This window comes from Streptomyces sp. NPDC052079 (assembly GCF_040680275.1).
In the GTDB taxonomy this organism is placed as follows: domain Bacteria; phylum Actinomycetota; class Actinomycetes; order Streptomycetales; family Streptomycetaceae; genus Streptomyces.
Genome location: NZ_JBFAWL010000009.1, coordinates 40,730 through 58,992, shown reverse-complemented (window position 1 = coordinate 58,992; position 18,263 = coordinate 40,730). Strand labels below are relative to the sequence as shown.

15 protein-coding genes are annotated in these 18,263 nt (G+C 70.1%); 4 read left to right on the top strand and 11 right to left on the bottom strand.

Features of this window, described 5'->3' with window-relative positions; translation table 11 throughout:
* From AB0L56_RS16480 to AB0L56_RS16470, 3 genes are read right to left on the bottom strand one after another with little or no spacing between them, the layout of a single operon-like run.
* A complete protein-coding gene (locus AB0L56_RS16480; protein ID WP_361022614.1) occupies positions 1 to 813 on the bottom strand; it encodes an HAD family hydrolase in 813 nt (270 codons plus the stop codon).
* A complete protein-coding gene (locus tag AB0L56_RS16475; protein ID WP_365423904.1) occupies positions 813 to 3,557 on the bottom strand; it encodes a phosphoribosyltransferase in 2,745 nt (914 codons plus the stop codon). The genes AB0L56_RS16480 and AB0L56_RS16475 overlap by 1 nt, the downstream gene beginning before the upstream one ends.
* A gap of 5 nt (positions 3,558 to 3,562) precedes the next feature.
* On the bottom strand, positions 3,563 to 4,729 hold the full coding sequence (locus tag AB0L56_RS16470; RefSeq protein ID WP_365423901.1) for an HpcH/HpaI aldolase/citrate lyase family protein: 1,167 nt from the start codon (positions 4,727 to 4,729) through the stop codon (positions 3,563 to 3,565).
* A gap of 165 nt (positions 4,730 to 4,894) precedes the next feature.
* On the opposite strand from AB0L56_RS16470, the gene AB0L56_RS16465 reads away from it, so the two are divergent.
* The gene (locus AB0L56_RS16465; RefSeq protein ID WP_365423898.1) at positions 4,895 to 5,833 is read left to right on the top strand and encodes a TerD family protein; all 939 of its coding nucleotides are present in this window, start codon (positions 4,895 to 4,897) and stop codon (positions 5,831 to 5,833) included.
* Between the two features lie 30 nt (positions 5,834 to 5,863).
* Here AB0L56_RS16465 and AB0L56_RS16460 read toward each other — a convergent pair whose 3' ends face one another.
* From AB0L56_RS16460 to AB0L56_RS16435, 6 genes are all read right to left on the bottom strand, one after another.
* The gene (locus AB0L56_RS16460; protein WP_361022625.1) at positions 5,864 to 6,601 is read right to left on the bottom strand and encodes a Tellurium resistance; all 738 of its coding nucleotides are present in this window, start codon (positions 6,599 to 6,601) and stop codon (positions 5,864 to 5,866) included.
* A gap of 136 nt (positions 6,602 to 6,737) precedes the next feature.
* Positions 6,738 to 7,877, bottom strand: a complete 1,140-nt coding sequence (locus AB0L56_RS16455; RefSeq protein WP_365423894.1) for a DUF475 domain-containing protein — start codon at positions 7,875 to 7,877, stop codon at positions 6,738 to 6,740.
* 49 nt (positions 7,878 to 7,926) lie between these two features.
* The gene (locus AB0L56_RS16450; RefSeq protein WP_361022631.1) at positions 7,927 to 8,502 is read right to left on the bottom strand and encodes a TerD family protein; all 576 of its coding nucleotides are present in this window, start codon (positions 8,500 to 8,502) and stop codon (positions 7,927 to 7,929) included.
* 151 nt (positions 8,503 to 8,653) lie between these two features.
* Positions 8,654 to 9,229, bottom strand: a complete 576-nt coding sequence (locus AB0L56_RS16445) for a TerD family protein (protein ID WP_361022634.1) — start codon at positions 9,227 to 9,229, stop codon at positions 8,654 to 8,656.
* A gap of 112 nt (positions 9,230 to 9,341) precedes the next feature.
* Positions 9,342 to 9,800 carry a peroxiredoxin gene (locus tag AB0L56_RS16440; RefSeq protein ID WP_365423891.1) on the bottom strand — a complete coding sequence of 153 codons (459 nt, stop codon included), beginning with the start codon at positions 9,798 to 9,800 and terminating at the stop codon, positions 9,342 to 9,344.
* A gap of 109 nt (positions 9,801 to 9,909) precedes the next feature.
* Entirely contained in the window at positions 9,910 to 10,347 is a 438-nt protein-coding gene (locus AB0L56_RS16435) for a DUF3052 domain-containing protein (RefSeq protein WP_037937378.1), read from the bottom strand.
* Between the two features lie 404 nt (positions 10,348 to 10,751).
* On the opposite strand from AB0L56_RS16435, the gene aceE reads away from it, so the two are divergent.
* The gene (aceE, locus tag AB0L56_RS16430) at positions 10,752 to 13,499 is read left to right on the top strand and encodes a pyruvate dehydrogenase (acetyl-transferring), homodimeric type (protein ID WP_365423887.1); all 2,748 of its coding nucleotides are present in this window, start codon (positions 10,752 to 10,754) and stop codon (positions 13,497 to 13,499) included.
* A 522-nt stretch (positions 13,500 to 14,021) separates the two neighbouring features.
* Here the strand turns inward: aceE and AB0L56_RS16425 are convergent.
* Together AB0L56_RS16425 and AB0L56_RS16420 are read right to left on the bottom strand one after the other, a co-directional pair.
* Positions 14,022 to 14,330: a small hydrophobic protein gene (locus AB0L56_RS16425; protein ID WP_365423884.1), complete on the bottom strand. Its 309-nt coding sequence runs from the start codon at positions 14,328 to 14,330 to the stop codon at positions 14,022 to 14,024.
* Positions 14,331 to 14,567: 237 nt separating this feature from the next.
* Positions 14,568 to 16,184 carry an MFS transporter gene (locus AB0L56_RS16420; RefSeq protein ID WP_365423881.1) on the bottom strand — a complete coding sequence of 539 codons (1,617 nt, stop codon included), beginning with the start codon at positions 16,182 to 16,184 and terminating at the stop codon, positions 14,568 to 14,570.
* A gap of 113 nt (positions 16,185 to 16,297) precedes the next feature.
* Between AB0L56_RS16420 and AB0L56_RS16415 the strand changes: the two genes are divergently transcribed.
* Positions 16,298 to 16,960: a TetR family transcriptional regulator gene (locus AB0L56_RS16415; protein WP_365423878.1), complete on the top strand. Its 663-nt coding sequence runs from the start codon at positions 16,298 to 16,300 to the stop codon at positions 16,958 to 16,960.
* A gap of 81 nt (positions 16,961 to 17,041) precedes the next feature.
* Positions 17,042 to 18,259 carry an alpha/beta hydrolase gene (locus tag AB0L56_RS16410; protein ID WP_365423875.1) on the top strand — a complete coding sequence of 406 codons (1,218 nt, stop codon included), beginning with the start codon at positions 17,042 to 17,044 and terminating at the stop codon, positions 18,257 to 18,259.
* The last annotated feature ends 4 nt before the right edge of the window (positions 18,260 to 18,263 follow it).

The window sequence follows — 18,263 nt, the reverse complement described above, 5'->3', positions numbered from 1 at the left end:
TCACCGCGGCGTGCGGACCGTCCGCAGGAACTCGCGGAGGATGCGCTCCCCGGCCAGCACGCCCCGCTCGGGCAGGGCCCTGATCGCCGGGGCCGTCCAGTCGGCCTCGGCGAGTTCGCCGTGGCCGGGGCGCCAGCCCTGGTCGGCGGCGAGCAGCAGGTCGGCGTCGAGGAGGGAGTCGCCGGCGGCGAGGGTGAGGCGGGCGCCGGTGCGGCGGGCGACCTCGCGCATGGCCGCGCTCTTGGTCAGCGGCTTGGGCACGGCGTAGATCTTCCGGCCCTGGAGGGACACCGTCCAGCCGCGGTTCTCCGCCCACACCGCGAGTTCCTTCACCCACTCCTCGCGCAGCAGCTCGCGCTCGACGACGAGGTAGGCGAACAGGTCCTCGGCGACGCGGTGCTTGCGCACCCACACCGGGTCGGCGGTTCGCAGCAGGTGTTCCTGCACCTCGGCCAGCGGGGCGCACTCGTCGGCCAGCCGGGCGAGCACCCGGGCGTGCCAGTCCCGGTCCGTCTCGCCGTCGACGAGGAGGTGGCCGCCGTTGGCGCAGATCGCGTACGCGGGCGGCGGGCCGGGCAGGTTGATGCGCTGGTACTGCTTGCGGGTGCGGGTCGTCGTGGGGACGAACACCGCCTCGTCCCCGAGGTCGGTGAGGAGCTCGGCCGCAGTCTGCGTCATGTAGGACAGGGGCCTGCTCTCGTGGACCTCCACGCACAGCAGCCTCGGCGCCCGCGCGTCCGGCATGGTCAGGGCGAGGGCCGCGGCGGAGTAGATGAGGGTGCGGTCGAGGTCGCTGGCGACGATGACGGACATCAGCGGGTCACCGCCCTGCCGTCGGCGCCGGTCGCGCCCCGGGTGTAGCGGGGGTGGATCAGCCCCACGCAGGTGTACGGAAGTCCGTCGACCTCCTCGACGGGGACGCCCCGCTGCCGGGCGAGGAGGCGGACATGGTCGAGGTCGCTGCCGGCTCCGGCCCGGGCCAGCACCTTCCAGGGCACCCGGCGCAGCAGCACCCGGGTGGTCTCGCCGACGCCCGGCTTGACGAGGTTCACGTCGTGGATGCCGTACTCCTCGCTGATGCGCTCGACCGCGGCCCAGCCCTCCCAGGTGGGGGTGCGGTCGGCGGAGAGAAGCTCCTTGGCCTCGGCGCAGGCCGTGCCGGCGACGTCCGGGAAGCGGGCGGAGACGGCGTCCAGGAACGCCACGGACAGGTCCGCGCCGGCGAGTTCGCGGTAGAACTTGGCGCCGTGGAAGTCGTCCGGGCCGACCAGGTCGGCCCGCAGGACGGTGCGGGAGATCAGGCCGGAGACGGTGGAGTTGAGGCAGGCGGACGGGATCAGGTAGTCCTCGCGGGTGCCGTAGGTGCGTACGCAGGAGCCGGGGTCGGCGAGGACCGCGATCTCCGGGTCGAAGCCGGTGACCCCCTGGGTCTTCTCGAACTCCTGGATCGCCTGGGCGAGTTCGCGGGTGATGGCGCCCTTGCCGGTCCAGCCGTCGACGAACACGACATCCCGGGGGTCGTGGTGGGCGGCCAGCCAGCGCAACGCGTTGGCGTCGATGCCCCGGCCGCGGACGATGGAGACGGCGTAGTGCGGCAGGTCGAGCCGGTGACGGTACTGGGCCCAGCGGCGCATCAGGATGCCGACGGGGGTGCCCGCGCGGGCCAGGGAGACCAGTACCGGGCGGGGGGACCGTTCGGCGAGGACGGTCTCGGTGACCACGCCCACCGCGTGGGCCAGCCGGTCCGCCGACTCCTTGAGGGCCGCGTGGAAGAGCTCCTGGTACTGCTCGCTGGGCTGGTACTCCACGGGCAGCGACTCGGCGTAGTGGGCGCCGCCGCTCTGGATGGCCTCCTCGCGCTCCTCGGTCGGCGCCTCCAGCGTCACGTCCGAGAGGTCCTGGAGCAGCCAGCCGACCTCCTCGGGAGCGTACGAGGAGAAGGCGGGGCCTCTGAGGGGCTCGGGCAGCATGGTGGCGGGCCTTTCGGGGGCGTCCTGGGCCGCGGGTATGTAGGACGGTACGACCGCGAGGAGGACCTGGGGGGTGTGCGCGGCCAGCCGTGCGAGCAGGCCGTCGGGTGCGTGCAGTGCGGGGGTGTCGGCGGCCGAGTCGACGACGGCGACGACGGCGTCGAAACCGCCGCCCGCGACGTTGTAGGCGTAGCGCTCGCCGGGGCCGTCGGCGGGGTCGTCGTGGGCGGGGAAGACCAGGCGGGTGCGTATCGCGTAGCCGGGGTCGTCGACGGCGAGGACGGGTGAGCGGGTGGTGGTGGAGAAGCGCACGTCGGTGCCGGTGGTCCGCTCCAGCTCGGTGGCGAGGCGGAGCGGGGCGTACATCAGCTCCTCGAAGCCGAGGACGAGGACGCGGTGGGCCGTGGCGGGGAGTGCGCGTGCGAGGCGGGCCGCCATGGCGGGGAGTGCGTGTTCGAGGCGGGCTCGGTGGGCGGGGGTGAAGCCGTGGCGTCCGCCGTCGGGGAGGCCGGTGGGCCAGCGCAGGTCCACGCGGGTGACGTGCGTCGGCCTGTCGTCCGGGTGCGGGCCGTCGGTGGCTGGTCGCGCAGTTCCCCGCGCCCCTGAAGGATGCCGATGCTCCCCGGCACTTCCAGGCCGACGCTCGGACGACCCACCCAGGGGCGCGGGGAACTGCGCGACCGCCCCCGACGCACCCGCAGTCGCCCCGCCACCGTCCGTGGCACCCCCATCCGCGGCACCGGCCTCCCCCTCCAGGGGCGCGGGGAACTGCGCGACCGCCCCATCCCCGGCGCTTCCAGGCCGACGCACGTCACCCGCGGGGAACTGCGCGACCAACCCCGACACACCCGCAGCCGCCTCGCCACCGTCCGTGGCACTCTCGTAGCGCGCCACCAGCTCCATGCCCTTCTCCAGGACCCCGTCCGGCAGCCGCACCGTGCCCGACGCCGTCGTCACCAGGTCGATGCGCGCCCCGATCTCACGGGCGAACGCCTCCAGCCGCCCCGCGTCCGCGGGCGAGCGCATGTCGACGAGGGCGACCACGACATACCAGGTCCGCGGATACCGCGTATGAAGATCGCGCACGGTGTTCAGCACCGTGTTGCCCGTGGAGAACTCGTCGTCGACCAGGACCAGCGGCCCGTCCCCGGCAAGCAGGAGCGGGTCCTGAGGGAGCAGGAGGTGCGAGGTGGCGTGGGAGTGGGACTCCTCGAAGCCCCCGGCCATGGCCGTCCCCGCGACCGGGCGGCGCGTGGAGTGCAGGTACGGCGCCGCGCCCAGACCGTCGGCGACACAGTGCCCCAGCCCGGTGGCGGTCTCGGCGTAGCCGAGGACGACCGCGTCGGCCGCCGCGTCGCCCAGCAGCTCCCGCACCCTGCGGCCGAGCGCGACACCGTGGCCGTACACGACGGACGGCGACTGGGGTACGTGCTTGCCGAGGACGTTGGACACCAGCAGGTGCGCCCGCTTGGGGTTGCGGCGCAGCGCCAGTCCCAGCAGGTCGGGCAGGCTCTCGTCGCCGGTCAGCTCGACCCCGAGCCGCCGCGTGACCCAGCTGCCGGACCATGTGTTCACTGCCTTCTCCATCCCGGTCAGTCACCCAGCCCCGCCGCGAGCAGCTCCACGAAGCCCGTGTCCTCGTTGGCCACTCCGAAGACCTCGGCCCGCAGCAGGGTCCGCTCGGCCCAGGCGCGGTGCGGCTTCACCTCGTTCATCTTGTTCGTGTACGCCGATCTGAGTACACCCCCGCCGTCGCGTTCCGGACGCAGAATGTCCTGGGCGTCGCTGTACTCCTCGTGGCTGACCACGGACAGCGCGTGCACCGGCAGCACGTGGGAGGGGTGGATGACGGTCTTGCCGAGCAGGCCGTTGGCCCGGTCGAGGGAGATCTCGCGGAGGAGGCCGTCCATGGCGTGCTCGATCAGCTTCTCGCGCAGCGCGACGGCCTGGACCCCGTGAAAGGGGCTCTGCCGCAGCAGCGGCTTGAACATGCGCTCCTGGACCCGGAAGTACTCCCAGACCGGCCCGGTCACGGTGAACCCGGTGCCGTCGGCCCGGCCCAGCATGTTCACCACGTCGGAGATGACGGAGGCGACGACCTGTATGTCGTACGCCGTGATGTCCGGGCCCCTGCGCAGCCCGTAGGAGGAGCAGAAGTCGGTGACGCCGAGGCGCAGGGCGAGGACGCGGTCGCGGTACTTGTCGACGGCGCGGAAGATGCCCTCCAGCGTCTCCACGCGGGACTCGCGGTAGAGCAGCTCGGGGGACTCCAGGACCGGCATGGCGAACAGCCGGTGGCCGGTTTCGGCCTCGGCGGTGGTGAGCGCCTCGAGGAAGGGCAGGCCGCTTTCGGCGGTGAACTTCGGCAGTACGAATCCGGACAGCAGCCGGACGGCGGGGCCGAGCCGCCGGGCGAGGTCGGGGATCTGCTCCGGGACCCGGACGCGGACGAACAGCAGCGGCAGGTCGGCCCCGGGCCCGGCGGCGAGCTCGGCGAACTGGCGTACGAGGTTCTCCTCGCCGGCGATGACGTCGGCGTCGCTGATGGAGTCCTCCAGGCACAGCACCATCGAGACCACTCCGCGTCCGCCCTGCTTGACGACGTCCTCGGCGAGCCGGGGCCTGGTCGCGGGGCTGTAGAGCGTGGCACCGAGGGCGGCGGAGAGCAGCCGGGCCGGGGAGTCCTGCGTGAACTCCCCAGGCTCCCGATAGAAGAGACGTTTCCGCACAACAGAGGCGATGTGCCCGAAATGACGCATTGAACTCCCCCGTGGCCTCAGTGGAATGTGTCGGAAGGTGGCCGGTAATAGTACGTAGAGATCCATGTCGGCGGTTCCCCGCCGGGGATGAACTTCAGGTAACCGGCTGTGTCGGCTCCAACCCCCGCATTGTCGTGACCAGGACGGAGAAGGCAGGATGACCACATGACGCACGCGATGCTGAAGGGGTCGAACGTCCCTCTCGAGGCCACCACCGTACGTGCCGTGCTGCGCTGGTCGCCCGGGCAGGGGGTGCCCGACGTCGACGCCTCCGCCCTGCTCCTCGGCCTCGACGACCGTGTGCGCTCCGACGAGGACTTCGTCTTCTACAACCAGCCCCGGCACCCCTCCGGGAAGGTGTGGCGGCTGGGCAAGAAGCGGGTCGCCGACGGCCTGACCGACACGATCCAGACGGACCTCGCCGGGGTCGAGTCCGGTGTCGGCCGGATTCTGCTGGTGGCGTCGGCGGACGGCGTCGCCTTCGACCGCGTACGCGGTCTCTGCATCCTGCTGTACGACGCGCAGGCGGCCGACGGGGAGGCGCTGGCCTCCTTCGACATCAAGCCGGAGACCGGCCAGGAGACGGCGCTGATCTGCGGTGAGCTGTACCGGCGCGGGGACGGCTGGAAGTTCCGCGCGCTCGGTGAGGGCTATTCGAACGGACTGGTGGGCCTGGCGACCGACTTCGGCATCTCGGTGGAGGAGGCGCAGGAGCCCGACGCGGCCGACGCCACCCAGCAGGCGCCCGCCACGACGGGGACCCAGGAGCAGGCCGACGCGTCCTCCCCCGAGGCCCTGACCCAGCCGCAGGCCCCGCTGGTGCCGCCGGCCCCCGAGGTGTCCCGGCCGCTGCCGCCCGAGCAGCCGGCGGGGGTGCCGGCCCAGCCCGCGTACGGCTATCCGACGCAGCAGCCCCCAGCCACTCAGCCGGCCTACGGCTATCCGCAGCCGACGAGCCGGCCCGCCTACGGCTACCCGCCCGTGCCCGCCACGGCCGCCGCCGCGGGGGACCCGTCGGGCTACGGTTTCCCGCCGCCGGCGCCCGCGTCCCCCGACCCGGACTTCCGGCTTCCGCCGCAGGGGCCGCAGTTCATCGGGCGTTGACGGACACCGGCACCCTGAACCAAGGCCCGCTCAGCGCTCGGCCTTGCTCTTGAAGCCCCTGCCCCACTGCAGTCCCCACCCGTACAGCCGGTCCAGCTCCGCCTGGAAGCCGTACACGAACTTCACCTCGCGGCGGACGACGATCTCGTTCTTGACGTTCTCGATCATCACCACCGCGCAGGAGCGGGCCTGTGGATGGCGCTCGTCGAGGCCGATCACGATCCGCGGGCCGTTGCTCGGGAACAGCGTGACAACGGCGTGCGTCCGGTCGAACGCGGGCGTCTGGTCGTAGATGTACGCGAAGACCAGCAGGCGTTTGATCTGTTCGCGGTGGTCGAGATTGACGTAGATCGTCTCTCCGGAGGCCGAGCCGAACCGGTCGTCGCCGCTGAGCTTGACGTACGGCGGCGCGTTGACGTCGCCGAGGAAGCCGCCGAGGGGCTGGACCACGCCCTTGGTGCCGTCCTGGAGCTCGTAGAGACAGCCGAGGTCGAGGTCGACGTTGACCATGGACTGGCTGTGCCCGACGACCTCCGGGGGCTTGAGCGCCTTCAGGGGGTGGCGCAGCAGGCTCTCCCGCTGGGGGCCGCCGAAGTCGGAGGTGCGCATCCGCCAGCTCAGATTGATCCGCAGATGGCCGGTGGCCGCCCCTTGCTTGGTCAGTGACACCTGAGCGTGCCGTTTGGTCAGCTCGATCGCGTTGGTGGACGCGTTGCCCGAGTCGAAGGCGCTCTCGCTGCCGCGCCGCAGTCCGTCCAGGAAACCCATTCCCGCCCCAAGTCCGCTTGTCGGCCCCCGCCCCGGCCGCCGGGCACTGCCTGTGCCGCGCACGGCCGACGGGGCGGCCCCGAGGAGTGGTCCTCGGTGGCCGCCCCGTCGAGAGCGTTCCTCACCCGGAGGGCTGTCACACCCCGGAGGAGACCTCAGTCTTCTCGTCCGCTTTTCCCTCCGCCGCCGCGAGCGCCCGGTTGCGGCGCACGGAGGACCAGAAGGAGGCGCCGATCAGGACGACGCCGACCAGGCCGGTGATGATCTCGTTGATCTCGTACTGGATCGTGACGAGCAGGATGATCGCCAGGGCGCCGATCGCGTAGTGCGCGCCGTGCTCCAGGTACACGTAGTCGTCCAGGGTGCCCTGGCGGACCAGGTAGACCGTGAGCGAACGGACGTACATGGCGCCGATGCCGAGGCCGAGCGCCATCAGGACGATGTCGTTGGTGATGGCGAAGGCACCGATCACACCGTCGAAGGAGAAGGACGCGTCCAGGACCTCCAGGTAGAGGAACATGAAGAACGCGGCTTTGCCGGCGAGGGCGACCGCCGAGCGTGGCTTGCCTTCGCGCTCGGCCTTCTCCTCCTCCTCGTGTTCGCGTTCCTCCTCCTCTTCGAGCTTGTCCTCGAAGTATCCGGAGAGGCCGCCCACGATCATGTAGGTGATCAGACCGGCGATACCGGAGAGCAGGACCGTGCTCGACTTGTCCACGTGCGCGCCGCCGTGCTGGTGGGCCTCGGTGGCGAAGGTGATGGCCGAGATCAGCAGGATGATGAGCGCGATGCAGACCGACAGCATGTCGATCCTGCCGAGCTTGGCCAGCGGGCGCTCCAGCCAGCCGAGCCACTTGATCTCCCGGTCCTCGAAGATGAAGTCCAGGAAGATCATGAGCAGGAACATGCCACCGAACGCGGCGATCGCCGGGTGGGCGTCGGTGACGAGCTCCTGGTAACGGTCCTTGTCGCTGAGCGCGAGGTCGACCGCCTCGATCGGACCGAGCTGTGCGCTGACGGCGACGATGACGACGGGGAAGACCAGCCGCATACCGAAGACGGCGATCAGAATGCCGATGGTGAGGAAGATCTTCTGCCAGAAGGCATTCATCTTCTTCAGGATGCCGGCGTTGACGACCGCGTTGTCGAAGGACAGCGAGATCTCGAGGATCGAGAGGATCGCCACGATTCCGAAGGCGGTCCACCCCCCGAAGAGGATCGCTGCGACCAGGCCGAGCGCGGTGACCGCGAACGACCAGCCGAAGGTTTTCAGAACCACTGGCTACCCCAGGTGTGTTAACGGGTCTCCCCCGCTGCCGTGATCGGCTTTACGAAACGTTGACTCCGAAGTCTAGAGCGATGCCCCGTAGCCCCGACGCGTACCCCTGTCCCACTGCACGGAACTTCCACTCCCCCTGATAGCGATAGAGCTCGCCGAAGATCATCGCGGTCTCGGTGGAGGCGTCCTCGCTCAGGTCGTAGCGGGCGAGTTCCTGGCCGTCCGCCTGGTTCACCACGCGGATGAAGGCGTTGCTGACCTGGCCGAACGTCTGGCCCCGCTCGTCGGCCAGGTGGATGGAGACCGGGAAGACGATCTTGTCGCACTGCTGCGGCACCTTGGGCAGGTCGACCAGCAGGGACTCGTCGTCGCCCTCGCCCTCACCGGTGAGGTTGTCCCCGGTGTGCTCCACCGAGCCGTCGGGGCTCTTGAGCTGGTTGTAGAAGATGAACCACTCGTCGCCCATGACCCGGCCGCCGGTGCACATCAGCGCGCTGGCGTCGAGGTCGAAGTCCGCTCCGGTGGTGGAGCGCGCGTCCCAGCCCAGACCGATCATCACCTGTGTGAGGTTGGGTGCGGCCTTGGACAGGGAGACGTTTCCCCCCTTGGCAAGCGTGACGCCCATGATGCTGGTCCCCCTCCGGTTGGTGTTCTTCAGGTGGTCCTGCACTCCCCCAGAGGGGGCGCCCCCGGACGCCGCACGTCAACCGTGCGGCGCCGGGCGGTGTGGCCGCGGTGGGCGGCCCGGGTCGGGCGTCGCCGCCCGCGTGGCCGTCTCAGACGTTCACGCCGAAGTCCTGCGCGATGCCGCGCAGGCCCGACGCGTAGCCCTGGCCGATGGCGCGGAACTTCCACTCCGCACCGTGCCGGTACAGCTCGCCGAAGACCATGGCCGTCTCGGTGGAGGCGTCCTCCGAGAGGTCGTAACGGGCGATCTCGGCGCCACCGGCCTGGTTGACGACGCGGATGAAGGCGTTGCGCACCTGGCCGAAGGACTGCTGGCGGTTCTCGGCGTCATAGATGGAGACCGGGAAGACGATCTTCTCTACGTCCGCCGGGACACCGGCCAGGTTGACCTTGATCTGCTCGTCGTCGCCCTCGCCCTCACCGGTGAGGTTGTCGCCGGTGTGTTCGACGGAGCCGTCCGGGCTCTTGAGGTTGTTGAAGAAGACGAAGTTGGCATCGCTGCCGACCTTGCCCGAGTTGTTCAGCAGCATGGCGCTGGCGTCCAGGTCGAAGTCGGTGCCGGTCGTCGTACGGACGTCCCACCCCAGTCCGATGATGACCGCGGTCAGGCCCGGCGCCTCCTTGCTCAGCGATACGTTGCCGCCCTTGCTGAGGCTGACTCCCACGAGTCCTCCATTGTGTTCAGGGGCGGGGTGCCCCGTAGTGCGTTGGATGTCGGATCAACGAGTAGATCCTAGTGAGGGGTTCCCGGAGCTCGCAGGCCCTGGAAACGAACAATCACAGGGCGTCGAGCGCCTTGACGTACTCGTTGAGGTCACGGGCGTCCGGCAGACCGTTGACGACGGTCCAGCGCACGACGCCCTCCTTGTCGATGACGAAGGTCCCGCGCACGGCACATCCCTTGTCCTCGTCGAAGACGCCGTAGGCGCGGGAGACGTTGCCGTGCGGCCAGAAGTCGCTGAGCAGCGGGTACTCCAGACGCTCCTGCTCACCGAAGACGCGCAGGGTGTGGATGGAGTCGTTGGACACCGCCAGCACCTCGGTGTCGCGGTCGGAGAACCGCGGCAGCTGGTCGCGGACCTCGCACAGCTCGCCCGTGCACACGCCGGTGAAGGCGAACGGGTAGAAGAGCAGCACCACGTTCTTGCGGCCGCGGTAGTCGGAGAGCCGCACGGTGGCGCCGTGGTTGTCCATGAGTTCGAAGTCCGGGGCCTTGTCGCCTGCCTGGATCGCCATCGTCGTGTTCATCCCTTCGGGTTGGTTCGCTCCGACCACCCTATGCAGGGAGCACGACAGGCCGACGAACGGGCCGACGCCTGGGGGCTGCCGACCCGTCCGGGGTGATTCACCGCTTGGACTTGGCCGCCTTCGGGGTCGCCAGCCGGCTGCCGCTCCAGTCCTTGCCGACGCTGACGCTCTTGGACGCCGTCAGACCCGCCGTGGTGGCGGCCTCCGAGATGTCGCTCGGCTCGACGTAGCCCGAACGGCCGGTCTTCGGCGTGAGGAGCAGGATCGCGCCACCCTCTTCGATGTACGTGCCGGCATCCACCAGCGCATCCGTCAGGTCGCCGTCGTCGTCGCGGAACCACAGCACAACGGCGTCAGCCACGTCGTCGTAGTCCTCGTCGACCAGGTCACTCTCGATGACGCCCTCGATGGCCTCGCGGAGCTCCTGGTCGACGTCGTCGTCGTAGCCGATCTCCTGGACCACCTGCCCGGGCTGGAACCCCAGCCTGGCGGCAGGGTTCGTCCGCTCCTCCGCGTGGTCCGCGGTCGCGCTCACGGGTTGCCTCCTGATCATGTCTTGGGAAATAACTCAGCCACGCGCGTGCGCGAAGCATTGGCCGTAGTCCACACGGGCGGGACCGATCGCGCAAGTACCCGGCCGTGCTGACCGCCGAAACGGTGACGATCCTGGCCGGGTCACCGCAACTCCAGGCACACCATCATGGCCCGCAGTGACGCACACCACACCTTTGTGCCCCGTTTGACCCTTTGAGAACCGTCCATGTGTACGAAGACTCGAATGGTCGAGCCCTGTGCACACCGTACTGGTCGCGCCCGCGGATTACCTCCCGGTAGAGATGACGTCGGCGGCCCCGAGGTGGACCATGGGGAGCGGCGCAAACCGGGCCGTAGCAGCGACACGGCGGCCCTTTCACGGCCCTCTGACAGGTAAGGAACAGCGTGGCTTCCGCATCCGATCGCAACCCGATCATCATTGGCGGCCTTCCGAGTCAGGTTCCTGACTTCGATCCCGAGGAAACGCAGGAGTGGCTCGAGTCCCTCGACGCCGTGGTCGACGAGCGCGGCCGGGAGCGGGCCCGCTATCTGATGCTGCGACTGATCGAACGGGCCCGCGCCAAGCGCGTGGCCGTCCCCGAGATGCGCAGCACGGACTACGTCAACACGATCCCGACCCGGGCCGAGCCGTTCTTCCCGGGCAACGAGGAGATCGAACGCAAGATCCTCAACGCGACCCGCTGGAACGCCGCCGTGATGGTCTCGCGCGCGCAGCGGCCGGGCATCGGGGTCGGCGGCCACATCGCCACCTTCGCGTCGTCCGCGTCGCTGTACGACGTGGGGTTCAACCACTTCTTCCGCGGCAAGGACGAGGGCGACGGCGGCGACCAGGTCTTCTTCCAGGGCCACGCCTCGCCCGGCATCTACGCCCGCGCGTATCTGCTGGACCGGCTGAGCGAGCAGCACCTGGACGGGTTCCGGCAGGAGAAGTCCAAGGCGCCGTACGCGCTGTCGTCGTACCCTCACCCGCGGCTGATGCCGGACTTCTGGGAGTTCCCGACCGTGTCGATGGGGCTGGGCCCGATCGGCGCGATCTACCAGGCCCGGATGAACCGCTACATGCAGGCGCGCGGCATCGCCAACACGTCGAAGTCGCACGTGTGGGCGTTCCTCGGCGACGGCGAGATGGACGAGCCGGAGTCGCTGGGCCAGCTGACCCTCGCCGCGCGCGAGGCGCTGGACAACCTCACCTTCGTGGTCAACTGCAACCTGCAGCGGCTCGACGGGCCGGTGCGCGGCAACGGCAAGATCATCCAGGAGCTGGAGTCGGTCTTCCGGGGCGCCGGCTGGAACGTGATCAAGCTGGTGTGGGACCGCACCTGGGACCCGCTCCTCGCCCAGGACCGCGACGGTGTGCTGGTCAACAAGATGAACACCACGCCGGACGGGCAGTTCCAGACGTACGCCACCGAGTCCGGCGCGTACATCCGCGAGCACTTCTTCGGCGACGACCACCGGCTGCGCGCGATGGTCGAGCACATGACCGACGACCAGATCCTGCACCTGGGGCGCGGCGGTCACGACCACCGCAAGATCTACGCGGCGTACAAGGCGGCCCTCGAGCACAAGGGCCAGCCGACGGTGATCCTCGCCAAGACGATCAAGGGTTGGACGCTGGGTCCGAACTTCGAGGGCCGCAACGCCACGCACCAGATGAAGAAGCTGACGGTCGACGACCTGAAGCACTTCCGGGACCGGCTGCATCTGCCGATCCCCGACAAGGACCTCGAGTCCGGTCTGCCGCCCTACTACCACCCGGGCCCGGACACGGAGGAGATGCAGTACATGCACGACCGCCGCAGGTCCCTGGGCGGTTATGTGCCGACCCGGGTGGTGCGGTCGAAGCCGCTGCGGCTGCCCGAGGACAAGACGTACGCGACCGTGAAGAAGGGCTCCGGTCAGCAGTCCATCGCGACCACCATGGCCTTCGTCCGGCTGCTGAAGGACCTCATGCGGGACAAGGAGATCGGCAGGCGGTTCGTGCTGATCGCGCCGGACGAGTACCGCACGTTCGGCATGGACTCGTTCTTCCCGAGCGCGAAGATCTACAACCCGCTCGGACAGAAGTACGAGTCGGTGGACCGGGATCTGCTGCTCGCCTACAAGGAGGCGCCCAACGGGCAGATGCTCCACGACGGCATCTCCGAGGCCGGCTGCACGGCCTCGCTGATCGCCGCCGGATCGGCGTACGCCACGCACGGCGAGCCGCTCATCCCGGTGTACGTCTTCTACTCGATGTTCGGTTTCCAGCGCACCGGTGACCAGTTCTGGCAGATGGCCGACCAGATGGCCCGCGGTTTTGTCCTCGGTGCCACCGCGGGGCGTACGACGCTGACCGGTGAGGGGCTCCAGCACGCGGACGGCCACTCGCAGCTGCTGGCGTCCACGAACCCGGCCTGTGTCGCGTACGACCCTGCCTTCGCCTACGAGATCGCGCACATCGTGCAGGACGGGCTGCGCCGGATGTACGGCGGGGACGAGGAGCATCCGCACGGCGAGGACGTCTTCTACTACCTCACCGTGTACAACGAGCCGATCCAGCACCCCGCGGAACCCGAGAACGTGGACGCGGAGGGCATCGTCAAGGGCCTCTACCGCTTCAGCGAGGGCACGACGGGTTCGCTCCCGGCGCAGATCCTGGCGTCCGGGGTCGCGGTGCCGTGGGCGATCGAGGCGCAGCGGATCCTCGCCGAGGAGTGGAACGTCAGGGCGGACGTCTGGTCGGCGACCTCCTGGAACGAACTGCGGCGCGAGGCGGTGGACTGCGAGCGGCACAACCTGCTGCACCCGGAGGAGGAGCAGCGGACGCCGTATGTGACGCGGAAGCTGGCGGCGGCGCAGGGGCCGGTGGTGGCGGTGTCCGACTGGATGCGGTCGGTGCCGGATCAGATCGCGCGGTGGGTGCCGGGGACGTATCAGTCGCTGGGCGCGGACGGGTTCGGCTTCGCGGATACGCGGGGGGCGGCTCGGCGGTTCTTCCATATCGACGCGGAGTCGATTGTGGTGGCGGTGCTGACGGAACTCGCCCGCGAGGGGCACATTGACCGTTCGGTGCTGAAGCAGGCGATTGATCGGTATCAGCTGCTGGATGTCGCGGCGGCGGATCCGGGGGTCGTGGGGGGCGACGCGTAACGCCTGCGGCGGGCGCGGGGGGTTTTGCCGGGGCTGGTGGGCGACTGCCGGTGTGTCGACTGCGGGTGCGTCGGGGCTGGTCGCGCAGTTCCCCGCGCCCCTGGGTGGGCTGTTCGGCCGTCCGGCCCAGAGTGCGCGGAGTGCCCGGAGTGCCGGGGGCGTCAGCGTGTGCCGCGTGGGGTGGTGGGGCGGCTGCGGGTGCGTTGGGGTTGCTCGCGCAGTTCCCCGCGCCCCTGGGTGGGTTGTCCGGGCGTCCGGCTCGGAGTGCCCGGAGTGCCCGGGGCGCCGGGGGCGTGAGAGTGTGCCGCGTGGGGTGGTGGGGCGGCTGCGGGTGTGTGGTGGTTGCTCGCGCAGTTCCCCGCGCCCCTGGGTGGGTTGTCCGGCCGCACACCTGCAGGCGCCGGGAGTCGTCCCGCCAGCCCCGGTGTGGCACTTTCCTCCGGGAGCGGTGGGTGGCAGGGGTGAGGGGGCCTTCGGCTGGTTGTCGGAGGCCCCCTCTGTGGGGTGGTGCTGGGCGGTGGGTTACCACATGCCGTAGCCCGCGCCGGTTGCTCCGGATAGGAGGAGTAGGGCCAGGAGCGTGTCTATGGCGCCCAGGATGAGGGCTACCAGGGCCGGTGCTGAGCGGGAGCCCGCCCAGCTGCGGCCCATGGCGAGCCACCCGCAGATCATCGCCACCGGGCCGAGGACGATCCCCAGTACGAAGAAGCCCGCGACCGCGCAGATGGCTCCGATGATCCCGAGTGTCGCGCGATCCGGCCCGGACCGTGACCACGTCCGGCCACGTGTGCGGGGGTGCCTGCGCGTTCCGTGTCCGAAGCTCGCCATCATCAACTCCCTGAAGGGTTGGTTGACATGGCGGGTACCCCCGTATCCGCGGTGAATTCACGCCCCGCGCACGGCGGGTGGGCCACCGCATGCGCGCTGCCCCCCTCCAGCAGCGCGCCGCAGCCGGCATCCTCCATGCCCTGCGGAGGACCTGACCCACTGTGACCTGCAGCGCCCGGCGAGGGGCGGGATCACCGCATCGGTTCACCCTGATGAGCGAAACCGACGTACGACGGACCGTCAGATGTGGCCGACGCCCGCGCCGGCCTCCGCGTTCTCACCGCGCTTGGTGAGGAACGCGACCAGCACGGCCACCGCGGCGACTCCGGCGGCGACCAGGGACGCCAGGCTCATGCCGGAGAGGAACGTGTCGTGGGCGACGTCGGTGATCTTCGCGGCGATCTGGGCCGGGGTGCCCTCGGGCACCGGAGCGACGCCCTTCTGGACGGCCTCCTCCGCCAGTTCCAGCTGCTCCGGGGAGAGCGGCGGCAGGCCCGCGTCCGCCCAGTTGGCCGGGAGGTCACTGTCGACCTTGGAGGCCATGACGGCACCCAGCACCGCCGTGCCCAGGCTGCCGCCGATCTGCATCGCGGACTGCTGGAGACCACCGGCGACACCGGACAGGTCCAGCGGCGCGTTGCCCACGATGACCTCGGTGGCACCGACCATGACGGGGGCGAGGCCGAGGCCCAGCAGGGCGAACCACAGCGACATCACGGCGCTGCCGGTGCCCTTGTCCAGCGTCGACATGCCGTACATGGCGAGGGCGGTGAGGACCATGCCGCCGGCCAACGGGATGCGCGGACCGGCCTTGGTGATCATCACACCGGCGAGCGGTGAGCCGACGATCATCATGCCGGTGAGCGGCAGCAGGTGGAGGCCCGCCTCGACCGGGCTCAGACCGTGCACGCTCTGCAGGTAGAACGTGACGAAGAACAGGCCTCCCATGAAGGCGATGGCCATCAGGACCATCAGCACGACTCCCGCCGACAACGGGACCGAACGGAACAGCCCGAGCGGAATCAGCGGCTCCTTGACCTTCGTCTCCCAGAAGGCGAAGCCCGCGAAGAGGACCAGCGAGCCGGCGATGAACGACCAGGTCCGGACGTCGCCCCAGCCCCACTCGGGAGCCTTGATCACAGCCCAGACGAGGCAGAACATCGCGGCGGACAGCAGCGCGATGCCCAGCAGGTCGAACGAGCGCGGCGCGTTCTCCGCGCGGTGGTCGAGCAGGATCCACACGCCGAGCGCGACGGCGAGGATGCCGACCGGCACGTTGATGAAGAACACCGACTGCCAGTTGACGTGCTCGACGAGCACACCGCCGAGGATCGGGCCGCCCGCGGTGGAGGCACCGATGACCATGCCCCAGATGCCGATCGCCATGTTGAGCTTCTCGGCCGGGAACGTGGCCCGCAGCAGGCCGAGCGCGGCCGGCATGAGCAGGGCGCCGAACAGGCCCTGGAAGACACGGAAGACGACGACCATCGTGATGCCGTCGGACAGTCCGATGGCGGCCGAGGAGGCGGCGAAGCCCGCCACGCCTATGAGGAAGGTCTGGCGGTGGCCGAAGCGGTCACCGAGCTTGCCGGCGGTGACCAGGGAGACGGCCAGGGCCAGGAAGTAGGCGTTGGTGATCCACTGGAGATCGGACCAACTCGCGTCCAGGTCGTCACCGATGGCCGGGTTCGCGATGGCCACGATGGTGCCGTCCAGGGCCACCATCATGACCCCCACGGCGACGGTCACGAGGGTGAACCAGGGGTGTCCGCGCAGCCCCTTGCCCGGCGTCGCGCCCGAGGTGCCGGCCGGCGGCCCGTCGCCCGGCCCCGCCTTGTCGATGGTCTGACTAGTCATGCGTTGAGGCTAATGTCAGCCACTGACAGTTGACAAACCAAATCACTAGTCGGTAACTGACACGACACCCCCGTATAGCCTGAACCGGCCAGACGCGGTTCGAGGAGGAGCACATGGAGACGGCCGGGACCGCCGTGGGCGCGCTGTCGCGGCCGGGCCTGCGGGAGCGCAAGAAGCAGCGCACCCGGGACGCGCTGGTCAGGGCCGCGCTGGAGCTGATCGCCACGCGCGGGTACGAGGGGACGACCGTCGACGACATCGCCGCGGCCGTCGACGTCTCGCAGCGCACCTTCTTCCGCTACTTCGCCAGCAAGGAGGACGTGGCCTTCTTCGTCCCCCGGCTGGCGGAGACGCACGTCGTCGACGCGGTGCGCGCCCGCCCGCCCGGCGAGGCGCCGCTGGACGTGCTGCGCCGGGCCGTGCTCGACAGCTGGGACAGCATCAACGAGGCCGTGGAGCAGCTGGTCCCGCTGGAACTGCACATGCGGGTCTACCGGGTCATCGAGTCGACGCCCGCCCTGCTCGCCGCCCATCTGCGCCGCGCGACCGAACTGGAGGAGGAACTGGCGCGGATCATCGCCGAGCGCGAAGGGATCGACGTCGACGCCGATCCCCGGCCGCGCGTCCTGGTGGCCGCGTTCGGCGGCGTGGTCCGCGTGGCGGAGCGGCGCTGGTCCGCCGGTGACGACCTCAGCGTCGCGGCCATGCGGGAGCTGATGACGACCTGCCTGGACCATGTGGGCCCGGCCCTGGCGGGGAACTGGCGTACGAAGTGATCCCCGAAGCGGCTCGCCGAAACGTGATACCGGTCACTTGATTCCCGCGAGACACTCTCGTTCTCCTAGTGTGTCCTAGCAGTGACTTCCTTCGACACCTCCCCGCAGCTCAACGTCTGGCGTGCGCTGCTCGCGCTCGCCGTCGTTTTCGTGATGCTGGCGACCACCGGCTGGACGGTGTCGCGCCACGACCGCGACCCCGCCCCGCTCCAGGCATCGCTCAGCGCATGGGAGGAGGGCCGCGTAGCCGGTCACCGGCTCCCGGACCCCCAGTCGGCGCCCCCGCGGCTGGCCGGTTTCTTCGCCTCCCTCACCGAGGCACAGCGCGCCGATCTCGCGCACCGCTATCCGCTGGCGGTCGGCAACATGAACGGCGCGCCCGTCGAGCTGCGCTACCACGCCAACCGCATCGCGCTGGATCAGGCCCGCAAGGTCGAGCTCAAACGGGTGCACGACGACCGGCTCACCCCCTCCGGCCAGCAGTACGCCGCCCGCAGGCTGGACCGCTTCGAGGCGCTGATGAGCCCCGGCCGGCACATCCTCGCCTTCGATCCGACGGGCCCGGGCCGGGTCGCCGAGGTCTTCGGCGATCTGCGGGACGCCGAGCGGGTCTCGGTGATCGTGCCGGGTGCCGACACCGAGCTGCTCACCTTCCAGCGCACGCACCGCACGCACTCGGCCCCCGTCGGCATGGCGAAGTCCCTGTACGCGGCCGAACGCGACGCCGATCCCGCCACCCGTACCGCCGTGATCGCCTGGGCGGACTACACCGCCCCCAGCGGGCTCGGCATGGACGCGGCCACGGCGATGCGCGCCGAGGACGGCGCCCAGCGGCTGGACGCGCTGGTGCGCGCACTGCCCGGGACGGCACCGGTCTCGCTGTTCTGCCACAGCTACGGCTCCGTGGTCTGCGGGATCGCCGCGCCGTCGCTGCCGGACCGGGTGGCCGACATCGCGGTGGCCGGCAGCCCCGGCATGCGGGTCGAGAAGGCCTCCCAACTGCACACGAGCGCGCGGGTGTGGGCGATGCGCGACGCCGACGACTGGATCCAGGACGTGCCGTACCTGGAGCTCGGCGGACTCGGCCACGGGGCAGACCCGGTGGCCGACGGCTTCGGGGCGCGGGTGCTGTCGGCGCGGGAGGCGAAGGGTCACGCCGGGTACTTCGTGCCGGGCACGGACAGTCTGCGGAACTTCGCCGAGATCGGCGTTGGCGCGTACCGCGCGGTGTCCTGTGCCGGAGAAGGCGACGTCTGCCGGGCGGGTTTGTCCGGTACGGCCACTACCGGACGCGCGTAGAGGC

Coding starts and splice junctions, on each gene's coding strand:
- AB0L56_RS16480 (WP_361022614.1), bottom strand. CDS start 813: ATGTCCGTCATCGTCGCCAGCGACCTCGACCGCACCCTCATCTACTCC.
- AB0L56_RS16440 (WP_365423891.1), bottom strand. CDS start 9,800: ATGGCGATCCAGGCAGGCGACAAGGCCCCGGACTTCGAACTCATGGAC.
- AB0L56_RS16470 (WP_365423901.1), bottom strand. CDS start 4,729: ATGCGTCATTTCGGGCACATCGCCTCTGTTGTGCGGAAACGTCTCTTC.
- AB0L56_RS16415 (WP_365423878.1), top strand. CDS start 16,298: ATGGAGACGGCCGGGACCGCCGTGGGCGCGCTGTCGCGGCCGGGCCTG.
- AB0L56_RS16450 (WP_361022631.1), bottom strand. CDS start 8,502: ATGGGCGTCACGCTTGCCAAGGGGGGAAACGTCTCCCTGTCCAAGGCC.
- AB0L56_RS16465 (WP_365423898.1), top strand. CDS start 4,895: ATGACGCACGCGATGCTGAAGGGGTCGAACGTCCCTCTCGAGGCCACC.
- AB0L56_RS16475 (WP_365423904.1), bottom strand. CDS start 3,557: ATGGAGAAGGCAGTGAACACATGGTCCGGCAGCTGGGTCACGCGGCGG.
- AB0L56_RS16425 (WP_365423884.1), bottom strand. CDS start 14,330: ATGATGGCGAGCTTCGGACACGGAACGCGCAGGCACCCCCGCACACGT.
- AB0L56_RS16460 (WP_361022625.1), bottom strand. CDS start 6,601: ATGGGTTTCCTGGACGGACTGCGGCGCGGCAGCGAGAGCGCCTTCGAC.
- AB0L56_RS16420 (WP_365423881.1), bottom strand. CDS start 16,184: ATGACTAGTCAGACCATCGACAAGGCGGGGCCGGGCGACGGGCCGCCG.